Source organism: Fundidesulfovibrio terrae, assembly GCF_022808915.1.
GTDB classification, from domain to species: domain Bacteria; phylum Desulfobacterota; class Desulfovibrionia; order Desulfovibrionales; family Desulfovibrionaceae; genus Fundidesulfovibrio; species Fundidesulfovibrio terrae.
Genome location: NZ_JAKZFS010000001.1, coordinates 890,900 through 909,865, shown reverse-complemented (window position 1 = coordinate 909,865; position 18,966 = coordinate 890,900). Strand labels below are relative to the sequence as shown.

The following is an 18,966-nucleotide window of genomic DNA, read 5'->3' as shown; positions in this document are numbered from 1 at the left end:
CCCCGGCACAGGCCGGACGCGGCGTCTTCCCCTGACAAATCAACGCAATTCAAGGTGTTGGCGAAATCAGAATCCGGGGCGAAAGGCCCCGTCCGGCTCGGCAAGCATATTTTACCTTTCGTGTCGAAAAAGGCAACAGCCAACCATCCCCCGGAGACCTCAGCCATGGAACACCTTCTGCTTGAACTCATCAGCGTAAACAGAGAAATGCTGAACGAATTAAGAATGTTGCGCCAGTCTCTTTGCAAGGACGCAAGCGTAGCGGCGCAGGAGGAACCGACCTTCGCCCAGCCCGAACACGTGAAATCCCCCCCGCCCCGCTTCACCCCGGAAGACCTGGAAGACATCCACGGATCGCTCTTGGACGGGCTGAAAAAACGCAACCGGGAAAAGAGCAACGCTTTCTCCGAATTCGAGAAACGGCACAAGAACTGGTAGGGGCCGGGCCAGGGGCGGTGTCTGCGACTGAAGCCGGAGGGCCAGGGGAGAAGAAGCCTCCGGCGGCTAAAGGGACCAGTCCCTCTGGAATCCCGTCTTATTGGCGCATTGGGCTGCGGGCTAACCTCGCGCGGCCCGAAAGTCCGGAAGAAAGCTAGAAGTACCGGGGAACGGCGGCGCCCTTCACCCACTCCACCACGTCCGGATCGGGCGTGAAGGGATTGGCGGCCATGTCCGGGACGGGCACGGTGAGCTCGGGGGCGAAGGGGGTCTTGAGAAGCAGTTCGTCCAGGGCGTGAGCCAGGAGCACCTCCAGCGACAGCACGTCGGCCGCGTTGTAGGCCAGAAGCGTCTCGAGCACCCGCCGGTCGCCGGTGCGCTCCCATTCCCGCCACAGGAGCACCGCGCTCCAGCCGTCCACCCCGTCCAGTTCCCGCCGCGAGAGCCCGTAGCGTTTCTCGCACGCCTTGAGTCCGCCCTTCTGCCCCACCGCCCCCAGCACGAAGCGAAGGTCCACATGGGCCTTGGGACAACGCACCCCGAGCACGCGCTCGATGATCGGCACATCGAAGCACTTGCCGTTGAACGTAACCAGCACCTTCACCCCGGCCAGCCCGGCCTCCAACTCGTCCATGTTCTCGCCACGGACGTAGGTGGCCAGCCGCCCCTGGTGCAGAAGCGCCACGGCCGTGACCACCGGATCGGTGGTGCCGTCGGTTTCGATGTCCAGATAACCCGCGTCGGGCAGGAAAGAAGGAAAGAGCCGCCAGGAATTGGCGGTACGCAGCCGCGCCGCGAACCAGTCCGCGTCGCGGGCCTGGAGGGCGGCCCGGGACTGTTCCAGCCCCTCGCGCATGAGCCCGAACCTGCCGGGGCTGACGGGGGGCTCAGGCGCGCAAAGGAAATCCTCCCATGTGCGGATGCCCGCATCCCACAGGGAGGATTCGCTCTTGGGACCTATGCCGGGCAGATGACAGAAGGTGCGGCCCAGCATGGCCAGAAAAAGGCGGCTAGACCTTGGTCTTGTCGGTCTGGTTGACCGTGGTGGTGGAGGATGCCTGGGTGGAGTGGTCCTCGATCTTGTCGGGCGTGATGTCCTTGTCGTTCATCGCGCTTTTGAATTCCTTGATGCTCTTGCCCAGGTCGCGGCCCAGGTTGCCGAGGCGGCCCGGTCCGAAAACCAGCAGAATGATTGCAAGAACTACGATCCAATGCCAGATGGAAAACGCGCCCATAAGCTTCTCCTTGCGCCGAAACGCCGGTGGGTTTGCCGTGCGGGGAAACTAAGCTCGCCAAGGGGGTTTGGCAACTCAAAACTTGACCCGAAGTGGTCCAGAACCGATCCCGCGCCGGTCCGCCCCGCCGGATACCCCGCGAAGCTCTACGGGATTCCAAAGGGACTGGTCCCTTTGGCCTAAGGAGGCATACCTCCTCCTACTTCCCCTCCCCCAGACTTTTCAGGAACGCCTCCACGTCCGGCAGCATCCGCCGCACCACCTCGCGCACGCCCTGGTAGTTGGGGTGAATGCCGTCGGGCTGGTTGAGGGCCGGGTCGCCGGCCACGCCAGCCAGGAAGAAGGGATACAGCTTCACGCCGTGCTTTTCGGCCAGGCGGGGATAGATGGCCGCAAACTCGTCGCCGTAGCGCTTGCCCATGCCCAAAAGCGCCCGCATGCCGGTGAGCAGCACGGGGATGTTCGCCTTTTTGAGTTCGCCCAGAACGCGGTCCAGGTTGGCTTCGGGCAGGGCCGGATCGAAGCCGCGCATGGCGTCGTTGGCCCCCAGCTCCAGGATGACGCCGTCGGGCCTGGCCGCGATCACGGCCCCCACGCGGGCCACGCCACCGGCGGTGGTGTCCCCGGAGATACCGAAATTGAGCACCTGCACGTCGTGGCCCTTGGCCTTGAGCGCACGTTCCAGCTCGGCGCAGAAGGACTCGGACGGGGGCAGGCCCCATCCGGCGGTAAGGCTGTCGCCCAAAGCGGCCAGACGGAGGGTTTTGGCGTGGGCGTCAGAAGGCGTCATGATTCCAACCAGCACAAACACAAGGGCCACAAGCCCCGCGAACACTGCATGCACGTTGCCATCCCCGCTACGCTCGTGCCATGATGCGGACATGGACACCGAGATGATCGCCCTTGAGGACGTAACCCTGACCCTACAAAGCCAGGCCGGGCCGGTCAACATTCTGCGCGGGGCCAACCTGCGCGCCAAGGCCGGGGAGCATCTGGCCGTGGTGGGGCCTTCGGGCGCCGGGAAGACCACGCTGCTCATGCTCATGTCCGGCCTGGAGCGGGCCACGTCCGGTTCCGTGCGGGTGGCCGGGCGCGAGCTTTCGGGCATGAACGAGGACCAGCTGGCCCGCTTCCGCCTGGAAAACGTGGGGATCGTGTTCCAGAGCTTCCACCTGGCCCCGGCCATGACCGCCCTGGAGAACGTGGCCCTGCCCCTGGAGTTCGCCCGCCGCGAGGGGGCCTTCGACCTGGCGGCCAAGGCGCTCGAGCGCGTGGGCCTGTCGGGGCGGCTTGGCCACTATCCGGCCCAGCTTTCGGGCGGCGAGCAGCAACGCGTGGCCCTGGCCCGGGCCGTGGTGGCCGGTCCGCGCCTGATCCTGGCCGACGAGCCCACGGGCAACCTGGACCACGCCACCGGCGAGAGGGTTGTGGAGACGCTTTTCACCCTGGCGAACGAGACTTCCGCCACCATGGTGCTGGTCACGCACGACATGGCCCTGGCCGGGCGTTGCGGCCGGGTGGCCCTCATGGAGGATGGCGTGATCGGGGAGCATCCATGACCGGAGAACGCATCGAACTCGGGGGCGGGCGCGGGAAGTTCTCCATGCCCCGGGGCCTGCTTCTTCTGTGCGTGGTGCTGGCCATGGTATGGGCCTATTCGCGCCATTTCGAGGGCGTGGCGGACCGGCTTTCGCGCCAGGACGCGGTTCTCGACGAGACCGGGACGCTTTCCGCGGACAAGATCAAGCTCCTGCGCGACGCATCCAAGGTCATGCACGACACGTACGGGGTGAGCCTGCGGGTGGTGGTGCGGCGAGGCCCGGTGACGCCGCCTCCCGCCGATCCCTCAGTGGTCTTCATCGGCCTGGACGTCGCGGGCAAGCAGGCCGTGACGGCCATCCCGCCGCTCCTGGCGAAAGCGCTCCCTCCCGGGCTTGCGGAGCAGCTCGCGAACGGCTATTTCGACCCTTTCTTCGCCGCCGGAACCTGGCCCGAGGGCCTGTATTCCTGCGTGCTCGCCATATTGGAGGCTTTGCGTGAACGGAACTGACAACGAATCCTGCCCGGTCCTGATCCACACCGATGGGGCCTGCCTGGGCAATCCCGGGCCCGGCGGCTACGGTTCGATCCTGCACTGGAACGGCAAGGAAAAAGAGCTTTCGGGCGGATACAAGCTCACCACCAACAACCGCATGGAGATCCTGGCCGTGATCGTGGCCCTGGAGGAGCTGACCAAGCCCTGCCAGGTGCGGGTGGTCACGGATTCCATGTACGTGCGCGACGCCATCGAGAAGCGCTGGCTGGCCAACTGGAAGCGCAACGGCTGGAAGACTGCGGCCAAGACGCCCGTCAAGAACCGCGACCTGTGGATGCGCCTGGACGGGCTTCTGGCCCAGCACCAGGTGAAGTTCGAGTGGGTGCGCGGGCACAACGGGCACCCGGAGAACGAGCGTTGCGACGTGCTGGCCCGCAGGGCCGCGCAGGGGCGCGAGCTTCCGGTGGACACCGGCTACCCCGGCTGATTTCCCCAACTTTCCAACAAAAAAACGGGATGTCCGCCAAGCGGGCATCCCGTTTTTTGTCGTGGTCTTCATTTTTCAACAAGCCGCCTTCGGCGGCATCATGGCGCAAGCATACAACCAACTTAGTTAATTCAAAAAAGCCAGCCAGCTCTCCAGATTGCGGCAGAAGCTCCTCACGAATCCCGCGAAGCGACAGGGGATTCCAAAGGGACTGGTCCCTTTGGCCGCCGGCGGCTCTTTCTCTTCAGCTCCCCTTCTTCGCCTTCCTGCCTTTGTCCTTCTTATCCTCCCCCTCCTGCACGAAATCGCGCAAACCTTCGGCCAGGCTCTTCAGGCGGTCGTCGGCCAGGGCGTTGATCGTTCCGGCCGCATACTTCCCGTCCTTGCCTCTCTCCCCGGCCGGGACTCCGGTCAAAAGCTCGATCCCCTCGTCCACCGTCTCCACCGCCCAGACGTGGAACTCTCCCTTGCTCACGGCTTCCAGTACCTCCTCACGCAACATCAAATCCTGGACATTGGCCCTGGGGATCATGACGCCCTGCTTTCCCGTGAGGCCCTTGTCCCGGCAGCACAGGAAGAACCCTTCGATCTTCTCGTTGACCCCGCCGATGGGCTGGACGCGCCCCATCTGGTTCACCGAACCGGTGACGGCCACGTCCTGGCGCAGGGGCACGCCCGACAGGCTGGACAGCAGCGCGTACAGCTCGGTTGAGGACGCCGAGTCGCCGTCCACGCCGGAATAGGCCTGCTCGAAGGCGATGCTGGCGGTGAGCGACAGGGGTTTGTCCTGGGCGTAGTTGCGCCGCAGGTATCCGGACAGGATGAGCATCCCCTTGCTGTGGATGGGGCCGGAGAGGTCGGCCTCGCGTTCGATGTTGATGATGCCCTCACGGCCCATGGCTGTGGCCGCGGTGATGCGCGAGGGCATGCCGAAGGCGAAATCCCCCACGCTGTGCACGGCCAGGCCGTTGACCTGGCCCACGGCGCTTCCCTCCACGTCCACGAACAGGCTGCCCCGGGCGATCATCTCGCGCAGGAGCTCCTGGATGCGGTCCAGGCGTCCGATGCGGGCGGTGAGCGCCTGGCGGACGTGGTCCGCGCCCACGACGTCGGCCTTGGCGCGCCCGGAGTAGAGGTCAGCCTCGAAGAGCAGGTCGGCCAGCAGGGGGAAGGCCGTGGAGAGCTTCTCCACCCGCCCGGCCATGCGCACGGCGTGCTCCACCACCAGGGCCACGGCTCCGGCCTCGAAGGGCTTCAGCTTGTGCTTGGCGGCCTCTCCCGCGATGAACCGGGCCATGTCGGCCACGGCGGCGTCGGTCTTGTCCATGGCCCGGGCGAAATCGGCGCGGACCTTGAAAATCTTGGGCAGGTCCTGGTCGTAGTACAGAAGGAGCTGGTGCAGCCGGTGGTCGCCGAGCACCACCACCTTCACCTGCATGTCGATGGGCTCGGGCTTGAGCCCGGTGCCGGAGATGAAATAGAACGGGTCGTAGGTCTGGATCTCGATGCGCTCGGTCTTGAGGGAGCGCTTCAGGGTCTGCCAGACGCCGGGCTCGATGATGGCGTCCATGAGGTTCAGCACCAGGTAGCCGCCATTGGCCTTGACGAAGGCCCCGGCGGTGATCTTGGTGAAGTCGGTGCTCCAGCCGCCGTAGGGTCCCACCACCCGGTCCACGCCGCCGAACAGGTTGCGGTAGGTGGGGTAGGATTCGATGATCACCGGGGGGCCGGGCTGCTCGGCGTTGTCCACCAGCAGGTTCACCCCGTAGGGTTGCACGATGGCTTCGGGCGAGGGGCCCATGAAGGGCATTCCGCCCGGCATGCCCTGGCCCTTGCCGCCCAGGAGCTTGATCTCCTCCAGGTTCTCCACCATGTGGTCGAGCATGGAGTCCAGGTGGGCCGCGACCTTGGGGTCGGGGTGGCGTTCGCGTAGCGGCGCCAGAAGGTCCGAGGCCATGGCCCGGAACATGATGCGGTCCATGTCCTCGAGCTTGCGGTCCACCTCCTTCTGGAGGGTGCGCACCTCGAGCACGATGTGGTCCACCTCCTCCTTCACCTGGGTCCGCTTGGCCTTGATCTGCTCGAATTCCTCCCGGGGGAAGCGACCGTTGTCCACCATGGCCTCCAGGTCCACCATGCGCTTGGGCTCGCCGTCCACCACGGGCAGCACGTCCGGGCGGCTGTAGGGGCCGATCTCCATGCGCACCATGGCCAGGCCGGTGTTTTTGACCTTCTCCTCCACGGCCTTGTAGAACTCCATGACCTTTTTCTCGTGCACCTCGATGATCTCGTTCTTGCGGGCGATGTACTCCTCGCTCTCGAAGAGCTGCGGGACCTCCTTCTTGAGGCTCTCCAGCCAATCGTGAATGTCCTTTTTGAAAACCGAGCCTTGCCCGGCCTTGAACCTGAGCAGCACCGGAGCCTCGGCGCGCTTGAAGTTGTTGACGTAGCACAGGTCGTCGGGGACCCGGTCAGCTTTGGAGAGCTCGCGCAGGAGCCGCTTGACTGCGGACAGACGGCCAAGGCCCTGCTCGCCTGTGACGAAGATGTTGTAGCCCTTGCGGGCCATGCCCATGCCGAACCGGAGGGCCTCAAGGCCCCGGTCCTGGCCGACGACGGCGTCCAGGGGATCGAGCTGGGCGGTGGTCTCAAAGCCCAGGGAGGCCGGGTCGAGCCTCCAGCGGAGCTTGTCCTGAGGGACTTCCATGGAATGAGGCGATGCGGTCATGGCGTTCTCCGGTGTGATGGCGTGGCCGCCGCGTGACGCTTCGCGGGCGGCCGGCCGGGAATGTGTGGGGTCATCTCTTGACCACAGGGACGCTGCGGACGGCGGAAGGGGGCGAACGGCGGATGCTCACGGTGAGCGTTCCGCCTGAGAATTCGGCTTCGGCCGCCTCCACGGGGAACGGCAGGCTCAGGCGGCGCGAGAGGGTCACGAGGCCCACGCCCTCCGCCTCCTTCCTGGCGGCGGTGATCAACAGCACGCGCCCGGCCACGGTCACGGAGACCTCGCCGGGCTCGAACCCGGGCAGGGGGCAGGTGACGATCCAGCCGTCTCCGGCCTGGGCCAGGCTGATGCCTTCGTCGGGACAGACGGCGCGGGAGAGGGCGAAATCCTCGAAAAGGTCGTCGAAGAGCTTGTCCAGGTCGCCTTTGAGCTTGGCGATCTCGTGCGCTCCCCAAGAGATCAGATCGGGCATGGCCGCGCCTCCGGATGGGGGTTCGCCCGGCCGCGAAGAACCGGGGCTTTTGGGCTATTTAAGAACAAGCAGGGCAAAAATTGTCAAGGACGCCCTCCGATCCCGCACAATCAAGAGTGCGGATGAAATTTCTCCCTGCCTTGCTCCAGGCGGCCCGGCATGGTACGCTCCGCCCCAAATCCCTCATCCCGGAGGTTGGCCATGAAAGTGGACGCCACGGCATTATCTTCGAAAATAAAGGAGATGTTTCCCGAAATCGGGCAGTCCGGCGTGACCCTGACGGTTACGGCGATGCCGGACATGAACGCCTGGGAGATACGGCTGGCCAAGGGCAAGCACGAGATGAGCGTCAGCCTGGGCTTCCAGGACGCCGAGAACTGCCTGGGGGGCAGGGAGTGCACGGCCTTCGCCTCAGAAGTGGGGCAGTTCGTGCACAGTTACTGCCGCCACTCCAAGGAGTGCGCGGTCGGGTCGTGAGAGCGCCCAAAGGATAAGGTAAAAAAAAGGGCTCCGGCGCGACCTGCGCGCCGGAACCCTTGGAGCGTCATGGCGGTCCCGGGCTACTTCAGCCCCAGTCCCCGCTTGATGTACTCGAAGTCGATGTTGGAGCTGACCAGCTGCGCGCCCTGCTTGATCTTGATGATGTCGCGCAGCTTGTGGCGCTGCAGGATGGTCTCCATCTTCTTGGCCACGGAGAAGGTGTCGTCGCGCACCACGATGATGGGAATCTCCAGCACCTCGGAACGGGTGAGGATGATGTCGTTGGGATAGAGGTTGCCGGTGAGCACTAGGCAGGGGCTGTCGCCCTCCAGGGCCACCAGCTGCACGTCGGAGCGGTCGCCGCCCACGATGACCGCCGCGTTCTTGTTCTTGCGGAAGTGGGTCAGGAAGTTCTCCACCTGCATGGTGCCTATGAGGAAGCTCTCCACGATGCGCTCGGCCTTGTGCTGGGCGCTGATCACCTTGCCGCCCAGCTTCTCGGCCAGGTCGGCCACCTTGATGGCCCCCATGAGCGGGTCCTTGGGGATGACTCCCAGCACCTTCACGCCGCTGCGCTCAAGGAAGGGCACGATGAGCGATTCCGCCTCGTCCAGGAAATTCGGGGTGATGTCGTTCAAGACCACGCCCATGAGGTGGTCGCCCAGGGCTTCCTTGAGGATCACCAGATAGTCGTAGTTGAGCTCTTTCTGGAAGCGGTCGATGACGATGGCCGGGATGTCCAGCTTCTTGACCACGCTGACGCCGTCCACGCCGCAGTACTTGCCGGAGTACATGGAGCCCGAGCCCGCCACCAGGGTGACGTCCTTGCCCTTGGAGAGCTTCCTGTAGCCCGAATCGATCTGGCCCATGAGGTCGCCGCACTGGCCGGAGAAAGCCTTGACCTTGAAATCCTGCGTGACCACCACGGGGGTCACTTCGGCGGGGTCCTCCTCCAGGCCGAGCACGCCCTGGACGAAGTTGGCGTCGTCGTCTCCGAGCTTTCCGGCCACTTCCTTGGGCATGGCGCCCACGGGCTTGTAGTAGCCCACCTGGTAGCCTTCCTTCTGGAACTTGAGGCCGAGCCCCATGACGACCATGTTCTTGCCGGAATATCCCGACGTGGACCCGATGTAGATGCCAGCCATGGATTCCTCCCGCCCTGCGCCGGGGCAGCGTTCCCTCCCGGGAACGGCCCGGAGCTTTTGATTTCCAGCCAATGATCCGGCCGCGCCGCGCCCGGGGACACCACGTCCCCCGCATGGCTCGGACAGCGCCGTTTCTTACTAGCCCTATTTACGCCCCGTGATCAACCGTCATTGCCGGTCGGCTTGCCCAGGGTGAAGCGCGCATCCACCACGAGCACGCCACCCGGATGGGCCATGATCGGATTGAAATCGCATTCCTCGATCTCCGGGAAGTCCACAGCGATCTGCGAAAGCGTCAGCAGAACGTCCTCGACGGCCCGGAAGTCCACGGGGGGCTCGCCACGCACCCCGCGTAGGATCGGATAGCTCTTGATCTCGCGCACCATCTCGCCCACGTCCAGAAGCGACAGCGGGGCCAGCCTGCAGGAGACGTCGCGCAGCACCTCCACGTAGATGCCGCCCAGCCCGAAGAGCACCAGCGGCCCGAACTGGGGGTCGCGCTTGAACCCGGCGAACACCTCGCGCGAGCCCTTGGGGGCCATCTCCTGCACCAGGCAGCCCATGACGTAGGCTTCCTTCACCCGGCGGGCTCGGTTGGTGATGCCCATGAAGGATCGGCGCAGCTCGTCCTCGTTTCCGATGGAAAGAGCCACGCCGCCCACGTCGGACTTGTGCAGAATCTGGGGCGAGGCGATCTTCAAGGCCACCGGATAGCCCATGGACTTGGCCGCCTGGGCGGCCTCGTCGGAGGTCCTGGCCAGAACCGTCTTGGGCACGGGCAGGCCGTAGGCCTTGAGCACGTCCTGGGCCATGAACTCGGAAAGCTCCGTGAAGCCCTTGCCCTTGGCTTTGTCCAACACGTCCTTGGCCTGGTAGGTGTTGGACATGTAGCAGATTTCCACCGGCAGGGGCCGCTTCTTCCACTCGCAATGGCAGAACAGCGCGTCCAGGGCCGCCACGGCGGATTCCGGATACTCGTAGCAGGGCACCTTGGCCCGGCGCAGGATCTCGCGCGCCCCGGCCACCTTGCCCTCGCCCATGAAGCAGGCCACCACGGGCTTGCCGCAGGACCTGGCCTGCTCGGCCACGGCCCGGGCCACGGCCTCGACGTCCACGGCCGGAGCCGGGGTCAGAAGGGCCAGCACCATGTGCACCATGGGGTCGGCGGCCACCACCCCCAGGGCCTTGACGAAGCGCGCGGCGTCGGCGTCGCCCAGGATGTCCACGGGGTTGTAGACGTCGGCGTAGCTGGGCAGCATGGCCTTGAGCTCGTCCACGGTCTGGCCGCGCAACGCCGCCATGTTGAGCTTGGTGCGCCCGGCCGCGTCGGCGGCCATGATGCCGGGACCGCCGGAGTTGGTCACCACGCACAGGTTAGGGCCCTGGGGCGCGGGCTGGGTGGAGAAGGCCCAGGCCAGGTTGAACATGTCCTCGACGCCACCGACCCGGATGATGCCGGCCTGGGTGAAGGCCGCGCGGCAGGCGTCCTCGGATCCGGCCATGGCCCCAGTGTGGCTGGTGGCGGCTCGCGCCCCGGCCGGGGTGGAGCCGGACTTGATCATGATCACCGGCTTTTCCAGGGTGGCCTCCTGGGCGGCGCGCAGAAAAGCCTGGCCGTCGGCGATGTTCTCCACGTATCCCAGAATGACCTCGGTTTCGGGGTCGTCCTTCAAAAAGGCCAGCATGTGGGATTCGTCAAGAAGGGCCTTGTTGCCCAGGTTCACGAACTTGGAGAAGCCGAACCCCTTGCTCCGGGCGGAGTCCAGCACGGAGAAGCACAGCGAGCCGGACTGGGAGAAGAAGGCCACGTTGCCCGCGTCCGGAGCGGCCTGGACGAAACTGGCGGAAAGTCCCCTGGCCGGGTTGAACACGCCCAGGCTGTTGGGGCCGAGCATAAGCATGCCGTGCCGACGGCAAATGCTTGCGGCCTCCTCCTCAAGGTAGTAGCCCTCGCGGCCGACCTCCTTGAAACCCGAGCCCAGGACGGCCACGGCCTTTGTCCCCAGGGCTCCGAGCCGTTCCAGGCTTGCGTTCACCAAGTTCCTGGGGATGCACAGCACGGCCAGGTCCGGGGTTTCGGGCAGCTGGTCCTCGGAGAGGAACGCGGCAATTCCCGCGATTTCGCCCCCGTGGGGGTTGACCGGAAAAATTTTCCCCTGATACCCGGAGGCGAGTAGATTGGACACAACAAGATGCCCCACCTTCTCAGGGGAGCGTGATGCGCCGATCACCGCCACGGTGCGGGGTTCGAAGAGCGAGAGCAACGGGTCGTTTCGTTCCATGCGGCCGCCGAAGGAAGGCATTGTAATGACGGAAGATGCGCTGGAAAACCTACAGGAATCCATTTCCTATCGCTTCGGCCAAGTCAAGCTGTTGGCCACGGCCCTGACCCATAGCTCGTTCGCCAACGAGCAGGGCTGCGACCACAACGAGAGGTTGGAGTTCCTTGGAGATGCGGTGCTTGAACTGGCAGTTTCCGAAGAACTTTTCAAGCGTTTTCCGGATGCCCCCGAGGGAACGCTGACGAAACTGAGGGCCAAACTGGTGAGCATGCCGAGCCTGGCGGAGACGGCCAGGGTGCTCAACCTCATGTCCTACATCTCCCTGGGCCGGGGAGAGGAAAGCCAGGGCGGGCGCGACAGGGACTCTCTTCTGTCGGACGCCTTCGAGGCCCTTCTGGGCGCGGTATTCCTGGATGGAGGCTACCTGGAGGCCAGGCGGGTGGTGGTGGAGCTCTTCGCTCCGCGCTGGCCCCGGGACATCGATCCGCCCAAGGCGCGCGACTTCAAGAGCAGGCTGCAGGAACTGACCCAGCGCGACCATAAGTCCCGCCCGATCTACAGGCTCATGGGCAGTTCCGGCCCCGAGCACGAAAAACTTTTCGAAGTGGAATTGACCCTGCCGGACGGCAGGACCCTCACGGCCCTGGGCTCGAGCGTCAAAAAAGCCGAGCAGACCGCCGCCCGAATCGCCCTGGACATGCTCGAATCCGAAGAGCGAGCCAGATCAGAGGGGAAGGGCGTCTAGCGCGTTGAACCCCGCAAAGAATTTCATCTGACGGGAAAGATCAAGTAATCCAGGAGTGATCCAGGCCAGGGTGGGGGCCTTCCTAGCCCCCGCCTCCCTGGTCCTGGCTACACAAATCAACTCAAGCCTAGCCCTGGATGAGCTGCATGGCCATCTTGGGCAGGCTGTTGGCCTGCGAGAGCATGGCCACGGCGGACTGCGTCAGGATCTGCTCCCGAACGAATTCGGTCATTTCGGTGGCCACGTCGGCGTCCGAGATGCGCGATTCGGCGGACTGCAGGTTTTCCGCCTGGATCTGCAGGTTCTGGACGGTGTTTTGCAGACGGTTCTGGGTGGAACCGAGCTGGGCGCGGATCTTGTCCTTGGACACGATGGCGCGGTTGATGACGTCCAGCGCCTTCTGGGCCATGTCCTGGGTGGAGATGGACCGTCCGTCGGGGCGGGTGGGGTCGGCGCCCATGCCGATGCCCAGCGCGGAAGCCGTGGCGCAGCCGATGTTGATGAAATAGTAGTCTTCGGCGCTGTGGTTGCCGGTGCCGAAGTGGATCTTGATCTTGCCCACGGGGTTGAGTCCAGTGCCATCGTGCGTGGTGCTGGAGAGGTTGCCGTTGAGCAGATAGATGCCGTTGAAGTTGGTGGCCGAGGCGATACGCGTGATTTCCGAGGCCATTGCCTGATATTCCGAGTCGATGATCAGGCGCTGATCGGACGTATAGGTGCCGGTGGCCGCCTGGGTGGCCAGCTCCTTCAGTCGGATGAGCTTCTCGTCCGTGACCTGCAGCGCGCCGTCGGCGGTCTGGATCATGGAGATGGCGTCGTTAGCGTTGCGCACGCCTTGGTTGATGGAGCTGATGTCCGCGCGCATGAGTTCGCGAATGGCCAGGCCGGCAGCGTCGTCGGCCGCGGTGCCCACGCGAAGGCCCGAAGACAGGCGCCGGGTGGAGACGCCGAGCTTGTCGTATGAGTTCGACAGGTTCCGCGATGCGTTCATCGCCATCAAGTTGTGGTTGATTACCAGAGCCATGGGAGTACCTCCTTGTCTAAAGGCAACTTTCCTTGTTGTTGGACATGCAGATGCTTGATCCGTGCCAACAATAAATAGACTAGCTATTTCGGAATCTTAAAAACAAGGATGCACCTTTTTCCCCCTCTTTTCACCCCTCCCAGGTCAAAGTTGCCGCGCTTTTTAGGGCCCCGCGTCAGGTTACAAACGTTCGATGACCGAGCAATTATTGGGATCTCCGGGGCTTTTGAGACGTGCAGCCCCGCATCGAACCGGTCCTGCGCCAGGGATGCCCACGGCGCGCAACCGAGCAACGATCCAGGACGCAACTGGAGAAGCCCGTCCGCCCAGCCCCACGGGGGCTCCCCTCCGGGCGGACGGGCTTCTTGATGCTTGCGGGCGCCGCTTGCGCCTGCATGTTCAGGCGTCAGGGCCATCGGCCCTTGCGGCGCGCCGACGCGGCGTTATGCCGCGCTTTGGTCCGTTGCGGCGGGGAAGGCGCAGGGCCCGGACGCCTGCGCCTCCAGGGCCCGGCGGTGGGCGACCAGGGCCTCGATGGTCAGCACGGGAAGGCCGTGCTGCCGGGCGAAGGCCCGGATCTCGGGCATGCGGGCCATGGTGCCGTCGGGATTGGTCAGCTCGCACAGCACCCCGCAAGGATCGAACCCGGCCAGCCGCGCGAGATCGACCACCGCCTCGGTGTGCCCCGGGCGCTCCAGGACGCCTCCGGGCCGGGCCCTCAGGGGGAACACATGCCCTGGGCGGCTCAGGTCCTGGGGCCGGGCGCCGGGGGCGGCGGCCGCGCGGACCGTGGCCACCCTGTCCGCGGCGCTGACCCCGGTGGTCACGCCGCGCGCGGCCTCGATGGTCACGGTGAAGGCCGTGCCGTGGCGGCTCGTGTTCTCCTCCACCATCGGGGGCAGGGCCAGGGCGTCCGCCTTTTCTTCGGTCAGGCACAGGCAGACGATGCCGCTGCACTCCCGTATGAGCATGGCCATCTGTTTTTCGGTGAGGGTCTGGGCCGCGAAGACGAGGTCGCCCTCGTTCTCGCGGCTTTCGTCGTCCACCACGAGGACGCCTTGGCCGCCGCGCAGGGCGCGCAGGGCCTCCTCTACTTCGTTCGATGAATGCGCAGGCACGTTGGTCGCGTGCTGATTCATGGTAATGCTCCCTTGCAGGCTGAAGGTTACCAGAATCAGGGCGTGAGAAAGGATCGACGCCGGACGCGGAAGGCGCGCCGGCCACGCGCCGGGGAGGGGTCCGGCGGCGGGGAAGGCTCCCGTCTGTTCCTCTTCCATCCGGACTGTGACCGTCGGCTCCGGCGTCTCACCGGATCTGCTGACCCCGCGCGGGTTGCGCGCGGGCGCTCGCGGGCTCCCCGGAACAAGCCGGGATACCGCCGGTGGGGAATTCCACCCCGCCCTGAGGACAAGGGCGAGAGCTACCCGTAAACGCACGCCCGCGCAAGCGGCCGCGCCCCCGGAAATATCTGCCGCCGGGCGAAGCCTGGGCTTGGCGGAGGCCGGAAGCCGGAGCGCTCCTGCCAGGCCCCGGCGCGTTCCGAGCCCCCTCCCGCCCGGCGCCCACTCCTGCGCTCCAACGAAAGAACGCCGGGCGCTTGCGCGCCCGGCGTTTTGAGTTTCGTCGCAGTTTCAAGCCTAGCGCTTGAGCTGGATGACTTCCGACAGCATGGTGTCCGCGGTGGTGATGATCTTGGAGTTGGCCTGGAAGCCGCGCTGGGTCTGGATCATCTCCACCATTTCCCGGGCCATGTCCACGTTGGAGGTCTCCAGCGAGTTGCTGGCGATGGACCCGAGCCTGCCCGTGTTGGCACGGCCCACCACCGCGTCGCCCGACTCGCGTGTCTGCGAGAAGAGGTTGCCGCCGTCCCGCTTGAGTCCCCAGGGGCTGGCGAAGTCCGCCAGGGAGATCACGTAGAGCTCCTGCGTCTGGCCGTTGGAATAGCGGCCGGTCAGCACGCCGTCGCTGGACACCGACACGCCCTGCAGCGTTCCCGGGGGATACCCGTCCTGGGAGATGAACAGCGGCGAGCTTGCTGCCGCGAAGTTGGTAGTGTGCAGATTGTTCAGCACATCGGTCGAAGGATCGAAGCCTTGCAGGACCGAGGCGTTGGACAGGTGCGACAGCCCGATCATGGAGGCGTCCGTAGCGGTGGTATTCCAGGTGGTGTTGGCGCTGCGCAGCCCGAAGCTGAGCGACATGGACACCGCGTTGGAGGCCGTGGTGGTGCTGGCCCCGGAGACGCTGCGGAAGTTGCCGGTGAACACGGGGTAGCCGGAGCCGGATATCTTGGCCAGGGTCCAGTCGGAGAGGTTGCTGACCGGGTTGGCCAGGGTATTGGAGTTGAGCGTGTAGGAGGTCTGGTTCTGCAGCACGCCCGAGTCGTTGAAGACCATGGTGCCGAGCATCAGCACGCCGGCCTTGGAGTTGGAGGCCATGTTCTGCTGCACGCCGCCTATAGTGAACTGGCGTCCGTCTTCCTGCGGGTTGCAGGTGACCATGTATTCCCAGTATTCCTTGCCGCCCACGTCCGAGACCTTGTCGTAGTAGACGGTCAGGTCGTGCGATCCGCCGCGCTGGTCGTACACCTTGAGGGTGTTCTGGAACCCGAAGGAGGTGTCCGGCAGGGGGTTGTCCGAGGGGCGGGCCGGGTTGTAGTTGTAGTTCTGGAACAGCGAGAAGAACGGGTTGGTTGAGCTGGTGGACTTGCTGGCCGTGGAAGGGTCCAGGTTGGAAATAAGGGTCACGGTGTTGGTGGGCTGGGCGGCCAGGGCCAGGGTGTCCAGGCGCACGTCGGTGACCGCGCCCTTGGTGGGCACCCGGGTGATGGTCTGGCCGTTGGCCCTCTCGGCGCGCAGCGACGCCGAGTCCACCTGCCAGCCCTGCACGGCATAGTTGTTCGGGTCCACCAGATAGCCGTTGTTGTCGAAGCGGAAGTTGCCCGCCCGGGTGTAGTAGGTGGCCTGGTTGCCCCGGTCGTGCACGGTGAAGAAGCCCGAGCCGGAGATGGCCATGTCGGTGGTCTCGTTGGAAGTCTGGAAACCGCCCTGGGTGAAGTCGGAGAGGATGGCCTCCGTGCGCACGCCCTGGCCGAGCTGCGAGGTTCCGGAGCCCGTGCCGATGTTGGTGTAGAGCAGATCCTCAAAGTCCATGCGGGCCGATTTGTAGCCGATGGTGTTCACGTTCGCCAGGTTGTTGCCGATGATGCCCATCTTGTCGCCATGGGCCAGCAGGCCGGTGACGCCTGACCACATTGATGTCGAGAGACCCATAACCTACCTCCGAGAAATTCGATCCGGAAAATGTTGCCTATTAGGAGGACGTGGTGGGCGTCACGACGCCCTGAACGTCCATGAGATTTATCTTTCTGCCGTCCTGGGTGGTCAGCATGTAGGAGCCCGTCGTGCTGTCCGATGAGACGCCCGTGACCAGGCCCGTCACCGAAGTGGTCACCATCAGCGGCTTGCCGTCGGACCCAAGCGTGGTCACGCCCGTGGAGTACGTGCCGTCGGGCACGAGGTTGCCGTTGGAGTCCTTGCCGTCCCACTGGAAGCTCTGGCTTCCCGCCGCCTGCGCGCCCTGGGACACGGAACGGATGATGTTGCCGTTGGCGTCCATGATGTTCACGGTGACCGAGGAAGCTGCCGCCGGAAGCGTGTAGTAGAGCGCGCTCACGCTGCCGCCGGACTTGGCGAGGGTGCTGCCGGAGGCCGTCACCTGCTTGCCCATGAACCCCACCGCCGAGAACATCTGCTGCTGGTTGGTGGCGGTGATGAGCTTGCCCATGCCGGAGTTCAGGTTCGTGAGCTGTTCAAGGCTCGAGAACTGGGCCAGCTGGGCGGTGAAATCCTTGTCGTCCTGGGGATTCAGGGGGTCCTGGTTCTGCAGCTGGGCAAACAGCAGGGTGAGGAAGTCGCTGCTTCCGAGCGATGACTTTCCGGAAGACGGGGTCAGCTGGCTCATGGCTCCAAGCTGGGTCGTGGCTCCGGTGGCTGGATCGGTATATACGCTGCTCATGGGACACCTCTGGGCGAACTAGGCGATGATGTTCAGGCCGCCCTGGGAAATTTTTACCTCTGCCCCACTACTCTGCATCTGCCGGGCCAAGCCGCCGCCGTCCCCCGAAAGGATGGACGAAGTGCGCATGCGCTCCAGGGCCTCGCGCCGCTCCTGGGAGAGGTTGTGCTTCTCCGCTCCGCCCCATTGCTGCCCGAGGCCGGAATCCTGCGACAGGCCCGTGCGCACTTCCAGCTTGGAGACGGTCAGGCCCTGGTTCTCCAGGCTCTGCTTGATCTGCTGGAGGTTCTCGGAGAGCATCTTTTCGGCTTCGGGCGATTCGGCCTTGATGACCGCCTGGACGTCCTTGCCTTTCACCGAGAGCACCACGTTCAGCTTGCCCAGGTTGTCCGGGGTCAGCTCCAGGGAGAGCTGCTTGACGCCCTGCCCCATGTTCTTGAGCAGGCCCGTCTGCACCTGGTCGAGGAACTGGGTGGACTGGGCCTTGAGCACCTGGGTGTCCGCGCCCTTGGCCAGGGTCGCGGCCGCCGCCGAGGAAGCCTGCCCGGCCAGGCCCGCGCCCGCCATGAGGCGGCCGTCGGAGGTGAGCTGGGAGTCGGTGTCCGTGCGGACCTTGGCGACGAATTCGCTCCAGGCGTTCCCCTGGGAGTTCTTCTGGCTGGAAGCGCCGCCCGAATCCTGGTTGCCCAAGGTTCCCTGGCGGGGATCCTTCTGGACCTGCCCCGAATCGGACTGGCCGCCCGTTCCAGGCTGGTTCTTGGCTTGGGACTGGGACTGGGACTGGGAAGGTTTGGCGTTCCCGTCCTGGGCGTCCTTGACCATGTGGTCGGTCTTGAACTGGTCGGCCTGGGTCTTGGCTTCCAGGCCCTGCTGGGCGATGCCCACGCGCTCGCGAGCCTGCTCCATGACCGGGGCAATGGCGTCGTGGGCCGCCTTCAGGGCGTCCTTGGCCTGGGACAGCACCCCGGCGTACTCACCCTTGATCTGGGCGAAAAGCTGCTTGGCCGCGTCCCCGGTGATATCCAGGCTGTCCTGGTTGCCGAACTGGGCCATCAGGCGTTGCTGGGTGCTGTCCGGGAGCTTCAAGGCCTTGCCTAGGGCGGCCATCTCGTCCTTGCCCAGGCTGATTGTCTGGTCGGGGTCCAAGGTGCCGATCTTGGCGTAAATGGCGTTCAGCACCTTGCCGGACTTGCCGCTGGCCATGGCGTCGATCATCTCGCCGGACTGCTTGGCGTCGAAGCCCAGCTTGGTCAGGAGCGACGAGATGGCCGACTTGTCCTCGTCGGTGAGGTTCACGGGCTTGGTGGCCTGCGCGAGCACTTCCTTGTGCACCGTCTGCATGAGCTGGCCCCAGGTGAGGCCGTCCGGGCTCTGCAGCTTCTTGCCGAGCTCCTCGACCTTCTCCTTGGGAACCCCGGCCGACTCCAGCTTGTCCTTGAGCTTGTCGAAATCGTCCTGGGTCAGCTTCACGCTGCTCATGGATTCGTTCAGGTGTTCGCCGGGCATTTCCGGCTCGGCGAGCTGCGCCGCCTTGGCGGACACCACCTGGGAGGTCTGGGCAATCTGGGGAGCCGCCGTGTTGGCCAGCGTATCCAAGGCGGCCTGGGGCATCGCAGACGCGCTCGCCGTGTCGCCGCCGGGCTTGAGAAGGTCGGCGAAATAGGAGGCCCCTCTGCCAGCAAGGGACGGAACCTGGAACATGTCCAGGGAGAGAAAATTTAAGGGAGAAATCTGGCTGGGAACGATTTGCATGTCTTCCTCCTGACGGGCCCCTTCCTTCAAGAGCCGTTCCAAAGAAAAACATCGCAATATCAGTATGTTGAAAAATACGAGAGGGGGAAGTATTTTCCTTAGGCCCTGCCAGCCGGAAGAGGCTTC

18 protein-coding genes and 1 riboswitch are annotated in these 18,966 nt (G+C 64.9%); of the genes, 6 read left to right on the top strand and 12 right to left on the bottom strand.

What is annotated here, in order from left to right; genetic code table 11:
- The first annotated feature begins 165 nt into the window (after positions 1–165).
- On the top strand, positions 166–438 hold the full coding sequence (locus tag ML540_RS04170) for a hypothetical protein (RefSeq protein WP_243358711.1): 273 nt from the start codon (positions 166–168) through the stop codon (positions 436–438).
- A gap of 154 nt (positions 439–592) precedes the next feature.
- Here the strand turns inward: ML540_RS04170 and ML540_RS04165 are convergent, their stop codons facing one another.
- The 3 genes from ML540_RS04165 to ML540_RS04155 form a co-directional block, all read right to left on the bottom strand.
- Positions 593–1,432 carry a ribonuclease H-like domain-containing protein gene (locus ML540_RS04165; RefSeq protein WP_243358710.1) on the bottom strand — a complete coding sequence of 280 codons (840 nt, stop codon included), beginning with the start codon at positions 1,430–1,432 and terminating at the stop codon, positions 593–595.
- Between the two features lie 16 nt (positions 1,433–1,448).
- The gene (tatA, locus tag ML540_RS04160) at positions 1,449–1,673 is read right to left on the bottom strand and encodes a twin-arginine translocase TatA/TatE family subunit (protein WP_243358709.1); all 225 of its coding nucleotides are present in this window, start codon (positions 1,671–1,673) and stop codon (positions 1,449–1,451) included.
- A gap of 199 nt (positions 1,674–1,872) precedes the next feature.
- On the bottom strand, positions 1,873–2,463 hold the full coding sequence (locus ML540_RS04155) for an arylesterase (protein ID WP_243358708.1): 591 nt from the start codon (positions 2,461–2,463) through the stop codon (positions 1,873–1,875).
- 91 nt (positions 2,464–2,554) lie between these two features.
- Between ML540_RS04155 and ML540_RS04150 the strand changes: the two genes are divergently transcribed.
- From ML540_RS04150 to rnhA, 3 genes are read left to right on the top strand one after another with little or no spacing between them, the layout of a single operon-like run.
- Positions 2,555–3,232, top strand: coding sequence for an ABC transporter ATP-binding protein (locus tag ML540_RS04150; RefSeq protein ID WP_243358707.1), 678 nt, complete (start codon positions 2,555–2,557; stop codon positions 3,230–3,232).
- Positions 3,229–3,723 carry a hypothetical protein gene (locus ML540_RS04145; RefSeq protein ID WP_243358706.1) on the top strand — a complete coding sequence of 165 codons (495 nt, stop codon included), beginning with the start codon at positions 3,229–3,231 and terminating at the stop codon, positions 3,721–3,723. The genes ML540_RS04150 and ML540_RS04145 overlap by 4 nt, the downstream gene beginning before the upstream one ends.
- Positions 3,710–4,195 (top strand): ribonuclease HI, encoded by a 486-nt coding sequence (rnhA, locus tag ML540_RS04140; RefSeq protein ID WP_243358705.1) that lies wholly within the window; start codon positions 3,710–3,712, stop codon positions 4,193–4,195. The genes ML540_RS04145 and rnhA overlap by 14 nt, the downstream gene beginning before the upstream one ends.
- A gap of 244 nt (positions 4,196–4,439) precedes the next feature.
- Here rnhA and ML540_RS04135 read toward each other — a convergent pair whose 3' ends face one another.
- A complete protein-coding gene (locus ML540_RS04135; RefSeq protein WP_243358704.1) occupies positions 4,440–6,923 on the bottom strand; it encodes a Lon protease family protein in 2,484 nt (827 codons plus the stop codon).
- Between the two features lie 70 nt (positions 6,924–6,993).
- Positions 6,994–7,395, bottom strand: a complete 402-nt coding sequence (locus tag ML540_RS04130) for an Hsp20/alpha crystallin family protein (RefSeq protein ID WP_243358703.1) — start codon at positions 7,393–7,395, stop codon at positions 6,994–6,996.
- A gap of 201 nt (positions 7,396–7,596) precedes the next feature.
- Here ML540_RS04130 and ML540_RS04125 point away from each other — a divergent pair, with 201 nt between their 5' ends.
- Positions 7,597–7,872 (top strand): hypothetical protein, encoded by a 276-nt coding sequence (locus ML540_RS04125; RefSeq protein ID WP_243358702.1) that lies wholly within the window; start codon positions 7,597–7,599, stop codon positions 7,870–7,872.
- A gap of 83 nt (positions 7,873–7,955) precedes the next feature.
- Here the strand turns inward: ML540_RS04125 and ML540_RS04120 are convergent, their stop codons facing one another.
- Entirely contained in the window at positions 7,956–9,020 is a 1,065-nt protein-coding gene (locus tag ML540_RS04120; RefSeq protein WP_243358701.1) for a phosphotransacetylase family protein, read from the bottom strand.
- Between the two features lie 161 nt (positions 9,021–9,181).
- Positions 9,182–11,302: an acetate--CoA ligase family protein gene (locus ML540_RS04115; RefSeq protein ID WP_243358700.1), complete on the bottom strand. Its 2,121-nt coding sequence runs from the start codon at positions 11,300–11,302 to the stop codon at positions 9,182–9,184.
- A gap of 25 nt (positions 11,303–11,327) precedes the next feature.
- Between ML540_RS04115 and rnc the strand changes: the two genes are divergently transcribed.
- Positions 11,328–12,047, top strand: coding sequence for a ribonuclease III (rnc, locus tag ML540_RS04110; RefSeq protein ID WP_243358699.1), 720 nt, complete (start codon positions 11,328–11,330; stop codon positions 12,045–12,047).
- 127 nt (positions 12,048–12,174) lie between these two features.
- Here rnc and ML540_RS04105 read toward each other — a convergent pair whose 3' ends face one another.
- From ML540_RS04105 to ML540_RS04085, 5 genes are all read right to left on the bottom strand, one after another.
- Positions 12,175–13,071 carry a flagellin N-terminal helical domain-containing protein gene (locus ML540_RS04105; RefSeq protein WP_243358698.1) on the bottom strand — a complete coding sequence of 299 codons (897 nt, stop codon included), beginning with the start codon at positions 13,069–13,071 and terminating at the stop codon, positions 12,175–12,177.
- A 443-nt stretch (positions 13,072–13,514) separates the two neighbouring features.
- The gene (gene ribB / locus ML540_RS04100) at positions 13,515–14,210 is read right to left on the bottom strand and encodes a 3,4-dihydroxy-2-butanone-4-phosphate synthase (RefSeq protein ID WP_243358697.1); all 696 of its coding nucleotides are present in this window, start codon (positions 14,208–14,210) and stop codon (positions 13,515–13,517) included.
- Between the two features lie 122 nt (positions 14,211–14,332).
- Positions 14,333–14,484, bottom strand: a riboswitch (FMN riboswitch).
- 224 nt (positions 14,485–14,708) lie between these two features.
- Positions 14,709–16,343: a flagellar hook protein FlgE gene (locus tag ML540_RS04095; RefSeq protein WP_243358696.1), complete on the bottom strand. Its 1,635-nt coding sequence runs from the start codon at positions 16,341–16,343 to the stop codon at positions 14,709–14,711.
- Positions 16,344–16,383: 40 nt separating this feature from the next.
- The gene (locus ML540_RS04090; protein WP_243358695.1) at positions 16,384–17,088 is read right to left on the bottom strand and encodes a flagellar hook assembly protein FlgD; all 705 of its coding nucleotides are present in this window, start codon (positions 17,086–17,088) and stop codon (positions 16,384–16,386) included.
- An 18-nt stretch (positions 17,089–17,106) separates the two neighbouring features.
- The gene (locus ML540_RS04085) at positions 17,107–18,840 is read right to left on the bottom strand and encodes a flagellar hook-length control protein FliK (protein WP_243358694.1); all 1,734 of its coding nucleotides are present in this window, start codon (positions 18,838–18,840) and stop codon (positions 17,107–17,109) included.
- Positions 18,841–18,966 lie beyond the last annotated feature (126 nt).